The organism is Sabulicella rubraurantiaca (assembly GCF_017355885.1).
In the GTDB taxonomy this organism is placed as follows: domain Bacteria; phylum Pseudomonadota; class Alphaproteobacteria; order Acetobacterales; family Acetobacteraceae; genus Roseococcus; species Roseococcus rubraurantiacus.
In genome coordinates this window covers 235,996-248,528 of the sequence record NZ_JAFEUU010000004.1, presented here as the reverse complement: position 1 = coordinate 248,528, position 12,533 = coordinate 235,996, and the positions used below count along the sequence as shown (strand labels likewise).

Annotated in this window: 12 protein-coding genes; 8 read left to right on the top strand and 4 right to left on the bottom strand. The window is 68.1% G+C overall.

Annotated features, from left to right (window positions below):
• Positions 1–20: 20 nt before the first annotated feature.
• From JTJ31_RS09820 to JTJ31_RS09810, 3 genes are read right to left on the bottom strand one after another with little or no spacing between them, the layout of a single operon-like run.
• Positions 21–1,322, bottom strand: coding sequence for an LLM class flavin-dependent oxidoreductase (locus tag JTJ31_RS09820; protein ID WP_207538465.1), 1,302 nt, complete (start codon positions 1,320–1,322; stop codon positions 21–23).
• 9 nt (positions 1,323–1,331) lie between these two features.
• Positions 1,332–3,425, bottom strand: coding sequence for an acetate--CoA ligase family protein (locus tag JTJ31_RS09815; RefSeq protein ID WP_207538464.1), 2,094 nt, complete (start codon positions 3,423–3,425; stop codon positions 1,332–1,334).
• Positions 3,426–3,428: 3 nt separating this feature from the next.
• On the bottom strand, positions 3,429–4,268 hold the full coding sequence (locus JTJ31_RS09810; protein ID WP_207538463.1) for an enoyl-CoA hydratase/isomerase family protein: 840 nt from the start codon (positions 4,266–4,268) through the stop codon (positions 3,429–3,431).
• Positions 4,269–4,384: 116 nt separating this feature from the next.
• On the opposite strand from JTJ31_RS09810, the gene JTJ31_RS09805 reads away from it, so the two are divergent.
• From JTJ31_RS09805 to JTJ31_RS09795, 3 genes are read left to right on the top strand one after another with little or no spacing between them, the layout of a single operon-like run.
• Positions 4,385–5,359 carry a Bug family tripartite tricarboxylate transporter substrate binding protein gene (locus JTJ31_RS09805; protein WP_207538462.1) on the top strand — a complete coding sequence of 325 codons (975 nt, stop codon included), beginning with the start codon at positions 4,385–4,387 and terminating at the stop codon, positions 5,357–5,359.
• 25 nt (positions 5,360–5,384) lie between these two features.
• A complete protein-coding gene (locus tag JTJ31_RS09800; protein WP_207538461.1) occupies positions 5,385–6,239 on the top strand; it encodes a cyclase family protein in 855 nt (284 codons plus the stop codon).
• The gene (locus tag JTJ31_RS09795; RefSeq protein WP_207538460.1) at positions 6,236–7,204 is read left to right on the top strand and encodes a tripartite tricarboxylate transporter substrate binding protein; all 969 of its coding nucleotides are present in this window, start codon (positions 6,236–6,238) and stop codon (positions 7,202–7,204) included. Before JTJ31_RS09800 ends, JTJ31_RS09795 begins: the two co-directional genes overlap by 4 nt.
• Before the next feature lie 12 nt (positions 7,205–7,216).
• Here JTJ31_RS09795 and JTJ31_RS09790 read toward each other — a convergent pair whose 3' ends face one another.
• Positions 7,217–7,828, bottom strand: coding sequence for a nuclear transport factor 2 family protein (locus JTJ31_RS09790; protein WP_207538459.1), 612 nt, complete (start codon positions 7,826–7,828; stop codon positions 7,217–7,219).
• A 184-nt stretch (positions 7,829–8,012) separates the two neighbouring features.
• Between JTJ31_RS09790 and JTJ31_RS09785 the strand changes: the two genes are divergently transcribed.
• The 5 genes from JTJ31_RS09785 to JTJ31_RS09770 are packed head-to-tail and all read left to right on the top strand — an operon-like array spanning position 8,013 to position 12,490.
• Entirely contained in the window at positions 8,013–8,897 is an 885-nt protein-coding gene (locus JTJ31_RS09785) for a branched-chain amino acid ABC transporter permease (RefSeq protein ID WP_207538458.1), read from the top strand.
• Positions 8,894–9,823, top strand: coding sequence for a branched-chain amino acid ABC transporter permease (locus tag JTJ31_RS24610; RefSeq protein ID WP_236020046.1), 930 nt, complete (start codon positions 8,894–8,896; stop codon positions 9,821–9,823). Before JTJ31_RS09785 ends, JTJ31_RS24610 begins: the two co-directional genes overlap by 4 nt.
• On the top strand, positions 9,820–10,605 hold the full coding sequence (locus JTJ31_RS09780) for an ABC transporter ATP-binding protein (protein ID WP_328805715.1): 786 nt from the start codon (positions 9,820–9,822) through the stop codon (positions 10,603–10,605). The genes JTJ31_RS24610 and JTJ31_RS09780 overlap by 4 nt, the downstream gene beginning before the upstream one ends.
• Positions 10,599–11,360 (top strand): ABC transporter ATP-binding protein, encoded by a 762-nt coding sequence (locus JTJ31_RS09775; protein WP_207538456.1) that lies wholly within the window; start codon positions 10,599–10,601, stop codon positions 11,358–11,360. The genes JTJ31_RS09780 and JTJ31_RS09775 overlap by 7 nt, the downstream gene beginning before the upstream one ends.
• The gene (locus JTJ31_RS09770; protein ID WP_207538455.1) at positions 11,357–12,490 is read left to right on the top strand and encodes an ABC transporter substrate-binding protein; all 1,134 of its coding nucleotides are present in this window, start codon (positions 11,357–11,359) and stop codon (positions 12,488–12,490) included. The genes JTJ31_RS09775 and JTJ31_RS09770 overlap by 4 nt, the downstream gene beginning before the upstream one ends.
• The last annotated feature ends 43 nt before the right edge of the window (positions 12,491–12,533 follow it).

Here is a 12,533-nt window from a genome sequence, read left to right as displayed (position 1 = left end):
CGCGTACGGAACGGGCACTCCTAGAGCGCGGTCGGATGCGTCGGCCGTGGCAGGCCGAGATGGTCGCGCAACATGGTGCCGGAGTAATCCTCACGGAACAGGCCGCGCTTCTGGAGGATGGGCACGACCTCATTGGCGAAGTCGTCGAAGGCGCCGGGAAACCACGGCGGCATGATGTTGAAGCCATCTGCGGCGCCAGCCCGGAACCAGGCTTCCAGATCGTCGGCCACCTGCTCCGGGGTGCCAAGCAGCAACCGGTGCCCCATCGCTCCCGCAGCCACGTTGCGAAGCTGACGGAGCGTCAGCCCTTCACGCCGCGCCAGCGCCGTCAGCACCGCGGCGTGGCCCCGCATGATCGTGGATTCCGGCAGCTCCGGCACCGGCCCGTCGAGGTCGTAGCCCGAAAGATCCTGCCCGAGCCGCTCCGAAAGCACAGTCAGCGCCGCCACCGGATCGAGGAACTCGCCGAGTTGGTCCAGCTTCGCGCGCGCCTCGGCTACGCTGCCGCCCAGGATCGGGCTGACGCCGGGCATGACCTTCACATGGGCGGGATCGCGGCCCATCCGCGCGGCACGCGCCTTGATATCCTCGGCAAAGGCGCGCGCACTTTCCACATCCTGCTGCACCGCGAACACCACCTCGGCGATTGAGGCTGCGAGGTCGCGGCCCGTGTCGGAGGCGCCCGCCTGGATCAGGACCGGGTGGCCCTGCGGAGGGCGTGACAGGTTGAGCGGCCCCTTTACCTCGAAATGCGCCCCGCGGTGATTCAGCACATGCAGACGGGAAGCATCGGCAAACTGCCCCGTGGCGCGGTCCATCGTGATGGCGCCGTCCTCCCAGCTATCCCAAAGGCCGCGGACGACGCGGACGAATTCTGCCGCGATGGCGTAGCGCTCCTCGTGCGGCGGGTGCGGGCGGGTTCCGAAATTCTGCGAGGCCTCCGCGAAGGCGCCGGTGACGACGTTCCAAGCTGCACGCCCACCGCTGATGTGGTCGAGCGAGCCGAACAGGCGAGCCAGATTGTAGGGCTCGGTGTAGGTGGTGTTGCAAGTCGCGGCGAGGCCGATATGCGTCGTGCTGGCAGCCAGCGCGGCGAGCAGAGTGAGGGGCTCGAGCCGCACCAGCACGGAGGGGTGCATCCCCGGGGCAGCGTTCAGAGCATCGGCGAAGAACACGAAGTCAAATCGGGCTCGCTCGGCGGTGCGGGTAATGCGCTGAATGAGTGGGAAGTTCTCGGCCCCAGCCTCCGCCCCCGGCATTCGCCAGCCTGCGACATGGTGTCCGCTGCCGAGGACAAAGAGGCCAAGGTGCATCTGGCTCATTCGGCGGACTCAGCTCCGGGGGATGATGATGGCATCGAGCGCGAGGCATCCCTGGCCGCGCGCGAAGACCTTGATGGGATTCACGTCCACCTCCGCGATCCAGCCGGCATTCGCTACCGCGAAGTCGCTAAGCGCGTAGAGCGCTGCCGCGAGGGAAGGGAGATCGGAGGGCGGAGCGCCACGTACCCCGGCGAGCAGGGCTGAAGCGAGGCGGGCCTCAGCGATCAGCGCCTCGGCCTCGCCTTGCCGCAGCGGGAGAGCGCGCAGCGCGACCTCGCCGATCACCTCCACCAAGGTCCCGCCGACGCCGAAGGCCATGACCGGGCCGATGCCCTCGTGCTGCTTGACTCCGGCGATCACCTCCACGCCCCCGCGCAGCATGGGCTGGACAAGGATGCCTGCCACCTGACCATGGCCCGCGAGCCGTTCCTGCAGGGTCGCCCAGGCAGTCCGGAGGGCCTCGGCATCGCTCAAGTCGAGCGCAACGAGGCCATGCTCGGTCTTGTGAGGAATGACGTCGGAGACGGCCTTGAGAACCACCGGGAAGCCCAGCGCCTCGGCGGCGGCCAATGCCTCAGGCAGGGTGTGCACCAGGCGCTCCGGCGGCACGGGGAGGCCCGCCGCGGCGAGCATCTGCTTGGCATCGTGCTCGTGGATCGTCGGCCGCTCTCGGCCCGGCGTCTCAGCCGCCAAGGCGCGCGGAGGGCGGGGTTGCAGCGGCGTTTGCGCCCACTGCGCGAGCTTCGCGATGGCGCGGAGGCCCTGGGACGCACCGCTGACCAGCCCCACGCCAGCCGCGCGCAGCACGCGCTCCTGATCGGTGCGGAAGGTGCCGGCGCGCGTGCTCAGCCCATAGAAGGGCTTGGGCGAGGCAAGCGCCGCCTCGGCCAGCATCTCGGCATAGGGCAGGTCCTCCTCGGGGGCGTCGAGCGGATGCCCGTCCATCCCGTCCATGGTGAAGGCGACTGCATCGTAATGGGCTGAGGCTCCAAGGACCCGCAGCGCATGGGGGTAGTTCACCTCTGCCTGCCCGTTGCCCCAGGCATCGAGCGGGTTGCCGTCACCTGGCACGTCGCCGATGACGGAATTCACCGAGGCGCGGTCGGCCTCGGCCATGGGGTCGAGGCGAATGCCGGTCGCCTCGGCAAGGTCGAGCAGCAACTCCGCCTGACCCCCCGAGCCGGTGACGATGGCGAGGCGCGGCCCAGCGGGCATATGGCGGCCCTGTGCGGCGGCCAGCACCTCCGTAAGCTCCGAAAGGTCCGCGACCTCGATGGCGCGATGGGCGCGCAGGAGGGCAGAGAAGGCCGGCGCCTCGCCCGCTAGCCCGCCCGTGTGGCTGGCGACGGCATGGGCTGCGCGCGCTGACTTGCCCGCCTTCAGCACGATGACCGGCTTACCAAGAGTCGCGGCGCGGTCGAGGGCCGCGACCAGCCTTTCCGGCTGCCTTGCCGTTTCGAGGAACATCGCCGCCACCCGCGTGTTCGGGTCCTCGATGACGCTTTCAAGGAAGGCCTCGGCGGTCAGCACCATCTCGTTGCCTGTCGAGATGATGTAGCTGAAGCCGAAGCGTCGGCAATCGGCGGCCATGCTGATGCAGATGGACCCGCTTTGCGAGATGAGGGCCACGTTGCCGCGCACCCGCTTAAGATCGAACACCTCGTGCAGATAGGTGCTGCTGCGCGTGTGCGGGCTGAGGATGCCCATGCCGTTCGGGCCGCAAAGAAGGGTGCCGTGCTCGCGCGCAGCAGCCGTGACCATCGAGGCGCGGCGGCGCCCCTCCTCGCTGCCCGCCTCGGCAAAGCCCGCGGAGTAGATGACGGCTGCCCGTGCTCCCCGCGCCGCTGCCTGGCGGAATGCCTCCACCGCATTGTCCACACCGAGGCAGATGGCGACGACATCGGGCGGCTCGGGCAGATCGGCGATGGAGGCGAAGCAGGGCACGCCCAGCACGGCGGGCAGCCGCGGATGCACCGGCCAGATCTTCCCCTCGAATCCCATGCGGGCCAGTGACGCCATGATCGCGCGCCCGGGTGAGGGGCGCTCGGAGGCGCCAACGACCGCGATGGAGCGCGGAGCGAGAAGCGGCTGAAGCCGCGGCATGGCTCACCCTTCCTTTGCCTTGGTGCCGGAAGCGACCTTGAAGTGGGAGGCACGCCAGGCGAGCGCTGCCTTCAGCCCTTCGCTCTCGGCGATGCGGTTGAACTCCGCGCCGATGTCTGTCTCGGTCGCATAAAGGGTGGAGATGACGTCGAGACCCGCATGGAGCGCATTGCGGAACCCGGCGGCTTCCAGCCCGCGCTTCAGGGCGAGCTTCGTCCGCGTCAGCGCCTCGGGTGAGATGTTCGCCAGCCGCTCGGCATAGGCCATGGCGGTGTCCTGCAGCTCAGCCGTTGGGACGACGCGGTTCACCATGCCCCATTCGAGCGCCGTGCGCGCGTCGATTGCGTCGCCGAAGTAGAGGAATTCGCGCGCGCGGCGAAAGCCGGCGAGCCACGGCATGACGAAAAGCGGGCCGGTGTTGGAGAAGCGCACCTCGGGCTCGGCGAATCTTGCATCCTCGGCGGCGATGACGAGGTCGGAGACCATCGCCATCTGGCAGCCGCCACCCAGCACATGCCCCTGAACCGCGGCGACCACGGGCTTCGACACCTCGAAGGGCATGAGCTCGGAGCGCAGGCTTTCGTTGAGCTGCGACCACCAGAGCCAGGCATTCGTGCCGCCCGCCTCGTCCTCCTCGTTGTCGAGGTCGTGTCCGGCGCAAAAGCTGCGACCTTCGCCGCGGAGCAGGATGACGCTGGCTTCCTTGTCGCGATCCGCACAGAGGAAGGCCTCGACGAGGAGGCCCTTCATGCTGTCGCTGATGGCATTCAACTTGGAAGGGCGATTCAGCACCACGCAGCCGACGCGGCCATGCCGCTGATAGAGCACCGGATCGTCCGTCATGCGCACCACCATCCAAGATCTCAGCGGAGCATGCGGCGATGGTAGTTGAATGTCACTCAAAAATCTCTCTATGCTCCCTCAGATCGGACTACGCGGGCACAGGAGGCTCCAAAAGGATGCTGACGAGGCGCAGTCTCAGCGTGGCTCTGGCAGGATTCGGCGCTGCACGCGCCGCCTCCGCTCAGACGCCGGCTTTTCCTGACCGGCCCGTGCGGCTGCTCGTCGGCTTTCCGCCTGGCGGAACGGCCGACACCATCGCGCGCATCATCGCGCCGCCGATTTCCGCCAGACTCGGTCAGCCACTTGTAATCGAGAACCGCGGCGGCGCAGCGGGGGTGCTGGCCGTGGAAATGGCGGCGCGCGCCCCGGCAGATGGACACACCCTCGTCCTCGCCTCGGCAGGCGCGCTTGCCGTCATCCCGCACATGCAGGCGAGCATGCCCTATGACCCGTTCCGAGACCTCCTCCCAGTCACACGGACGGTGTCCACGCCTCAGCTCCTGGTGGCCGGGAGGCAAGTGCCGGCGCAATCCGTCCAGGACCTCGTACGGCTCGCCCGTGAGCGGCCTGGGCGGCTCACCTTCGGTTCCACCGGCAGCGGAAGCACACTCCATCTGGCCGGCGAGCTCTTCAAGATGCGCGCCGGCGTGGACATCCTGCACGTGCCCTATCGCGGAGGCGCTCCAGCCGTGACCGCGCTGCTGGCGGGCGAGATCGACATGTTGCTCGTGGATATTCCCGTGGTGATGGCACATGTGCAGAGCGGCGCCTTCCGCGCGCTGGGTCTGGCCGCCGAACAGCGGATCGGCGTGCTGCCGGATGTGCCGACCATCATCGAGGCCGGCGTGCCCGGCGTCATCGCCGAGGGCTGGTATGCGATTTACGCACCAGCTGGTGTGCCCGCCGCCCGCATCGCCACGCTCAATCGCGCGATCGTCGAGGGTCTGGCTCAGGATGAGACGCGGCGGGCGCTGGCGAACCTCGGTGGCGTCGTGCAGGCCAGCACGCCGCAGGAACTGAATGAATTTCTTCGCACCGAACACACGAAATGGGGCGAGGTGGTTCGCGCGTCGGGCGCGCGCATGAATTGAGACCGGAAAAGGACGAAACGAGCGAATGAAGATCACCGACCTCTCTCATCTGATGAATGTGCACACGCCCGGTTGGGTCGGCTATGCCGGCAACCAGATGTATTACGCGCAGAATCTGCAGACGAAGATGATCGTCGCGCAGCGCATCGACACGGCGCTGCATGTCGGCACGCATATCGACGGCGCCATGCACGGTACGGACGGCATGGGCGACATGGCTTCCTACCCGCTCGACTTCCTGATTGGTCCTGGCTGCGTCGTGGACGTCTCACAGCACATGGACGACTGGGCGATGATCACGCCGGCCATGCTCGAGGCGGCACCGGTCGAGATACGCGAGGGCGACATCCTCATCATCCACACGGGCTGGCAACGCTACTGGGAGGGCAAGCCCCAGCAGGACCTCGTCCGCTATTTCTGCATGCACCCAGGGGGCGGGATCGAGCTGCTCGAGTGGATGCTGAAAAAGAAGATCAAGTGGTTCGGGGTCGATTGCGGGTCTGGCGACCACGCCATGAACACGTCCATCCGCCACATGCGACCCGATCTGGCGAAGCGCTTCGAGGACAAGGTCGGCATGAGCTGCGCGGAGTATTTCGGAACCTACGAGTACGAACACAAGAAATCCGGCCGCAAGGTGCAAGAGGATATCTTCCCCTTCCACGCCTACGGGTTCCAGGAGGGGCTGATCCACGCCGAGAATGTGGGTGGCGACATCGAGCTGGTGCTGAACCAGCGCGGCCTCATTGGCGCCTTCCCCTGGCGCTACGAAGGGCTCGAGGCCTGCCCATGCCGCATCCTTGTCATCCAGGATACGGAAGAGAAGGTCGAAGCAGTGGGTGACGTCGCGAAGGCCATCTTCACTCGGCGCTTCGGATGATCGCGCGCCGGCCTCTTTTCGCCACGCCGCTCGTGGCGGCCGCAGCGTTGGCGAGCCCGGCCCTGGCCTTCCCCGACCGGGCCGTGACCATGATCGTCCCATATGGCGCTGGCGGGAACAACGACGTGCTCGGCCGTGCAATGGCGCCGGAGATGGCGGCGGTGCTGGGCCAGCCCGTGGTGGTGGAGAACCGGCCCGGCGCCGGCGGCAATATTGGTGCCGCCTACGTCGCGCAGCAGGCCCGGCCTGATGGCCACACTCTTCTCTTCACCGCCTCGGGCCTCGCCTCCTCCGTCTCGCTGGCGTCGCTGAGCTTCGACCCGGTGCGCGACCTGGCGGCCGTGGCCGGGGTGGGTGCCATCCCCTCCATCCTGATCGTTCCGCCGAACTCCCCGATCCGAAACCTCGCCGAGTTCCTGGCTGCGGCACGGGCGCGACCGCTCACTTATGGTTCCTCCGGCCCTGGGACCGGCACGCATCTCGGCATGGAGTTGCTGGCGGCGGCGGCGGGTGTGCAGATGACCCATGTTCCCTATCGAGGTGGTTCGGCGGCGATCTACACTGACCTGATCGCCGGACGCCTCGATGCCATGCTCGACATTCTGGGCGCTGGCGCGGCCCGCGCGCGTCAAGGTCAGGCCCGCGGCCTTGGCGTCACCTCTGCCGAGCGCGTGGCAGAGTTTGCTGACCTCCCGACCATTGCAGAACAGGGCCTGCCCGGATTCTCTTTTGCCACGTGGTTCGGCTTCTTCGTCCATGCGGCGACGCCGCAGGCGGCCCGCGCCCGACTGGAGGAGGCCTGCCTCCGCGCGCTCGCCACGCCGCCGGTGCAGGAACGGCTGCGCCAAGGTGGGGCGATCCCCATTCCGACCAGCGCTGCGAGCTTCAGCGCCTATTTCAATGAGGACGTCGAACGCTGGGCCTCCCTGCTCCGCGCGGGGAGGGTGCAGCGGCTGTCGGAATGAGGGGGACGGGCCTCAACCCGTCCAGCCGTGGTCCCCGCCCTTCAGCCAAGCGGCGCCGCATGCATAGAGGCGCTGCACCTTTTCGCCCCGGAGCAGGGGCATATCGGTCTTCACCGTGAAGCCTGCCTTGGTCTGTACATAGGCGAGGTGCCGGTATTCCGCAGGGAAGCGCTCAAGCAGGTCCTGCTCGAGAGGCACGGGTGTTCCAGGGACCACTGGGTCGAGGCGGTCCTTCTCGTAGATGGGCTGGCGCAGTACGATGCCCCACTTGCCGTCGCGCTCCTCCAGCAAGTCGTAGAAGCGGCCGGTGCACACGACATCCACCGGAACGCCGCCCACGGGGGCGCGCTGGTTGATCGTCATCTTGGTCTGGCTCACCGCCCTGCGGCCCGCCACATCCACCGAAATCCCGCCGAGGAAATGGAGGATCGTGATCCCGCGGTCCCACGCGGCTTCAGTCTGGCGCGCGAATTCCTCGGCGGGGGCTTGGCACCAAGTGGCGAACATCTGCCCATCCGCGTGCCAGCAGCTGCGGAACCGCGTCCAGTCCCCGGCGTCGCGCCACACGACCCAGTTGTTGAGCAGCTCCACGATCCTCTGCCGGCTGATCGCGTCCTGGTCCATGTGCTTCCTCCTCGCGGTTCGGTCATCATTGCCGCTGCCGACAGGAATTTCAACCACACTCAAAATCAGTTGCCGGCCGCAAGGTGTCGCGCCCATACTCTCCGCCACGAGGGCCCGACGAGGACGTGACCGCGATGATGCATCGATGCGCCGCGCGCCGGCGGGCGGGCTGGGACCACCAGACATGAACATGACCGCCTTGCTGGAAGTCACGGTCGGCGGCGTCGCCGTTGGATGCGTGTACTCCCTGCTGGCGCTTGGGTACTCCATGATCATCCGTGCGAGCGGCATCATCCACTTCGCCCAGGGCGAGGTGATGATGCTGGGCAGCATGTGCGGCCTTTCCGCGCTCTGGGTCGCGCCGTCCCTGCACCCGGCCCTCGTGCTTCTCGTCGGCATGCTGGCGGGCGGTGCCCTGGCGGGCGCGATGGAGCTTCTGGTCTACCGCACCCTGCGGCGGCGCGGCGTGCCGTTGGTGAGCATCATCACCGCCACGGTCGGCTTCTCCATCTTCCTGATGAACGCGGCGCGCCTCGGCTGGGGGTCGGAGCCGCTGCGCTATCCCGACATGTTCCGTGGCGCAGTGGAGGTCAGCGGCATTCGCATCTCCCCGCAATTGCTGTGGGTCGCCGCCTCGGGCTTCGTGATCATGGTGGCGCTGCAGATCTTCCTTTCGAAGACGCGACCGGGCCTGGCCATGCAGGCTGTGGCCCAGGACCCGGACGCTGCGCAGCTCATGGGCGTGAACCTGTCGAGAAGCATGGCCGCCACCTTTGCGGTGGCGGGCGCCATGGCGGGGGCGGCAGGGGTGATGCTCGGATCGCTCTTCTTCTCCTTCTTCGAGATGGGCTTCATCACCGGCCTTAAAGCCTTCGTCGCGGCCACTCTCGGAGGCTTGGGAAGCATCGGGGGTGCGATGCTCGGGGGCATCCTGTTCGGGCTGATCGAGACCTTCGGCGCGGTCTTCATTTCATCCGCCTATAAGGATGCGATCGGCATGATGTTGCTGATAGCCATCCTTCTGGTGCTGCCGCAGGGGCTGGCAGGGCTGTGGCGGCGCCTGCGATGATCCGCGTTGCACCGGCCTTGGCATTCCTTGCCCTGGCGTTGCTGCCCTTCGTTCTACCCGACCCTTTCCTGCTTCATCTCATGACCTCGGTCGCGATCGCGGCCATCCTCGCCCTCGGGCTGCAGTTTCTTCTCGGCATCTCGGGGCAGCTCTCGCTCGGCCAGGCAGCCTTCTATGGGGTGGGCGCCTATGGCTCGGCGCTGATGACCGGGGCGGGCGTGCCCTTTTTGGTGGCCGTGCCGCTGGCAGCGATGGCTGCCGGTGCTTCCAGCCTCATTCTGATCCCCGTAACGCGGCTGCGTGGACCCTATTTGGCGGTGGCGACACTTGGCTTCAGCATCGCCGCCTATCTCGTCATCAAGAACGAGGAGTGGCTGACCGGGGGCTCACTCGGGCTGATGGGCATATCGCGCCCCACACTCTTCGGCCTGCGGCTGCGTGATCCCGCTCATGTCTACTGGCTCTGTGCCGGCCTCGCGGCGCTGGTCTGGCTGGGACTGTGCCGGCTTGCGGATTCGCGCTTCGGCCGCGCCGCCCACGCCATACGCCAGGACGAGGACGCGGCGCGCGCCAGCGGGCTTCGGGTCACGCTGATCAAGACCCAGTGCTTCGTCGTCTCTGCCGTTATCTCCGGTCTCGCGGGGGCGCTTTTCGCCCACCACATCCGCTATCTCGGTCCTGCCGACTTCTCCTTCTGGAAGTCGGTCGAGGTGCTGATCATGGTGGTGATCGGCGGCGTGGGCAGCGCGGCCGGCGCGGTGCTGGGTGCAGCCGTTGTGGTGTTGCTGCCGGAATGGCTGCGCTTGATCGGCGACTACCGCCTGCTCGTCTTCGGTGCCACGGTGGTGGTCCTGATGCTGTTCGGCTCCGGCGGACTCGCAGGGCTCTGGGGGGCGATTCGCCGTCCACGCGGGGCCGCGCCGTGACGCCGCTGCTCGAGGTCCAAGCCGTGACGCGCCGCTTCGGCGGTTTGGTGGCGCTCGAGGCCGTACATATGCAGGTGGCTTCAGGCACGGTGCACGGGCTGATCGGCCCGAATGGCGCAGGAAAGACCACCTTCCTCAACGTGATCGCCGGTGCCTTTCCGCCCAGCGGCGGCCGGCTTCTGCTTGAGGGGCGGGACATCACATCCTTGGCCGGGGCGGAGCGCGCGCGCCTCGGCATCCGGCGGACCTTTCAGAACCTCAAGCTCTTCGCGGAGATGACGGCGCTGGAGAATGCCGCCATCGGGCTGCACACGGATTCGAGGGCGGGTGTGCTGGCCGCCCTGTTTCGCCCGCCGGGCCAGCGGCGCGAGGAGCGGGCGATCATGGCCCGTGCTGCCGAGGCCCTGGAATTCGTCGGCCTCGCGGCCCACGCGCAGCACGTGGCCGGGACGCTGGCCTATGGACACAGGCGCCTCCTGGAAATTGCCCGCGCCATCGCGCCACGCCCGAAGCTGCTGCTGCTGGACGAGCCGGCGGCCGGGCTGAATCCGACGGAAGCCGCCTCCCTGACGGGCCTGATCGCGCGCATCCGCGACGCAGGGACGACGGTCATCCTGGTCGAGCATCACATGGATGTGGTGATGCGCGTCTGCGACCGGATCACGGTGCTGAACCATGGCCGGCACCTCGCCACCGGCACTCCGGCGGAGATTCAGGCTGACGCAAGCGTGGTCGAGGCGTATCTCGGCCAGGATGCGCTCGCGGAGGCGCTGGCATGCTGAGCGTCAAGGGCCTTGTCGCTGGCTACGGGGATGTGACCTGCCTGCGGGGCGTGTCGCTTGAGGTCGGGGCCGGAGAGGTCGTCACCCTCATCGGCGCCAATGGCGCGGGAAAGAGCACAACATTGCGCGCCATCTCCGGTCTGCTTCGGGCCAGGGAGGGCGGCATCTGGTTCGACGGCCAGAGTCTCGCCGGGATGACGCCGGACCGCATCGCCGCACAGGGCTTGGTGCATGTCCCCGAAGGGCGGCGGATATTCCCGGAGCTGACGGTGGAGGAGAATTTGCGCGTCGGCGGGCACGCGCGGCGCCGCGCGACGGAGATGCGCGATGGGCTCGAGGCGGCCTATCACCGCTTCCCTCGGCTGAAGGACCGCCATCGGCAGCGCGCTGGCACGCTGTCGGGCGGGGAGCAGCAGATGCTGGCCTTCGGCCGCGCCATGATGGCGCGCCCGCGCCTGCTGATGCTGGATGAGCCGACACTCGGCCTTGCGCCGCTGATGGTGGTCGAGGTGGCGCGGGCCGTGCGCGCCTTCCGCGCCGAGGGCATCACGATCCTGCTCGTGGAGCAGAACGCCAACCTCGCGCTCGGCCTCGCAGACCGCGGCTATGTCATGGAGACTGGGCGAATCGTCGCGCAGGGGGCGGCCGCCAGCCTGCTCCGCGATCCGGATGTAAGGGCGAGCTACCTCGGCGCCGGGGCCCGCTCCGAACCCCAGCATGTTGGCGCCTCAACACTGGAAGGGAATCCTCCATGACCATCCGACGCCGAAGCCTTCTGGCCTCCATCCCCTTCATCACAGCACCGGCCCTTGCCGTCGCGCAAAGCCGTGGGGAACCCCTGCGGGTCGGCGCCTTCGGGCCCTACTCCGGCAGCGCTGCCGCTTTCGGGCAGAGCATGCGCGAGGGGATCGAACTCGTCACCGAGGCGCGCAACCGGGCGGGCGGGATTCGCGGGCAGCGCATCGAGGTGACCTTCGCCGACGATGGCGGCCGGCCGGAGGAGGCGGCGACGATCGCCCGCCGCTTCGCGACGCGCGACCGGGTGCTGCTGGCCTTCGGCAGCGTGAGCAGCCCCGCGAGCCTCTCCGCCTCGCAGGTCTTCCGGGAGGAGGAGGTTCCGCAGATCGCCATCACGGCGACGTCGCAGCGGCTGACGCGCGTTGGCAATGAGTGGATCTTCCGCTCGACCGTGCCCGACCGGAAGCAGGTCGCTGACCTCGTGGACTTCATCGCCGAGCGGCACCCGCAGGTCAAACGCTTCGCGGCGATCTGCGTGAACGATGACTTCGGCCGCGGCGGCGTCGAGGCATTCAACGAGCTTGCCCGCGCCAAGGGGCTGAGCACCGTGGCGGAGGAGCGCTATGCGCGCGGCGACATCGACTTCACGGCGCAGCTCACGCGGCTTCGCGGCGCGAACCCCGATGCGATCCTCGACTGGTCACGCTATACGGAAGGTGCGCTGATTGTGCGGCAGCTCCGGCAGATGCAGTCCAACCTGCCAGTCTTCGGCTCCGACGGCTATGCTGTGCCGGCCTATGTCGAACTCGCCGGGCAGGCGGCAGAGGGCGTCACCTACGTCACCCCCTTCAGCATCGCGACCGCGGCGAGCAACCCGGTGGCGCAGCGCCTGACGGCGGAGCTTCACTCCGCCCACAACAAGGTGCCCGACGGCACCCACGCCCTGGCCTATGACGCTGCGAATGCCGCCTACGCCGCGATCGAGCGGGCAGGGCGCGCCGACCGCCGCGCGATCCGCGACGCGCTGCGCCAGACCGACATGGACAGCACGCGTGGGCGGCTGCGCTTCGACCAGACCGGCGATCCGACACTGGTCTCGCCTGTCGTGCAGATCCGCAACGGGCGTGAGGCGGACGCGCGGGCTTGAGGGCCCATTTTGCGGCCGGCGCTTCGCTCCTTGCTGACGCAGC

Coding starts and splice junctions, on each gene's coding strand:
- JTJ31_RS09820 (WP_207538465.1), bottom strand. CDS start 1,322: ATGAGCCAGATGCACCTTGGCCTCTTTGTCCTCGGCAGCGGACACCAT.
- JTJ31_RS09815 (WP_207538464.1), bottom strand. CDS start 3,425: ATGCCGCGGCTTCAGCCGCTTCTCGCTCCGCGCTCCATCGCGGTCGTT.
- JTJ31_RS09810 (WP_207538463.1), bottom strand. CDS start 4,268: ATGACGGACGATCCGGTGCTCTATCAGCGGCATGGCCGCGTCGGCTGC.
- JTJ31_RS09805 (WP_207538462.1), top strand. CDS start 4,385: ATGCTGACGAGGCGCAGTCTCAGCGTGGCTCTGGCAGGATTCGGCGCT.
- JTJ31_RS09800 (WP_207538461.1), top strand. CDS start 5,385: ATGAAGATCACCGACCTCTCTCATCTGATGAATGTGCACACGCCCGGT.
- JTJ31_RS09795 (WP_207538460.1), top strand. CDS start 6,236: ATGATCGCGCGCCGGCCTCTTTTCGCCACGCCGCTCGTGGCGGCCGCA.
- JTJ31_RS09790 (WP_207538459.1), bottom strand. CDS start 7,828: ATGGACCAGGACGCGATCAGCCGGCAGAGGATCGTGGAGCTGCTCAAC.
- JTJ31_RS09785 (WP_207538458.1), top strand. CDS start 8,013: ATGAACATGACCGCCTTGCTGGAAGTCACGGTCGGCGGCGTCGCCGTT.
- JTJ31_RS24610 (WP_236020046.1), top strand. CDS start 8,894: ATGATCCGCGTTGCACCGGCCTTGGCATTCCTTGCCCTGGCGTTGCTG.
- JTJ31_RS09775 (WP_207538456.1), top strand. CDS start 10,599: ATGCTGAGCGTCAAGGGCCTTGTCGCTGGCTACGGGGATGTGACCTGC.
- JTJ31_RS09770 (WP_207538455.1), top strand. CDS start 11,357: ATGACCATCCGACGCCGAAGCCTTCTGGCCTCCATCCCCTTCATCACA.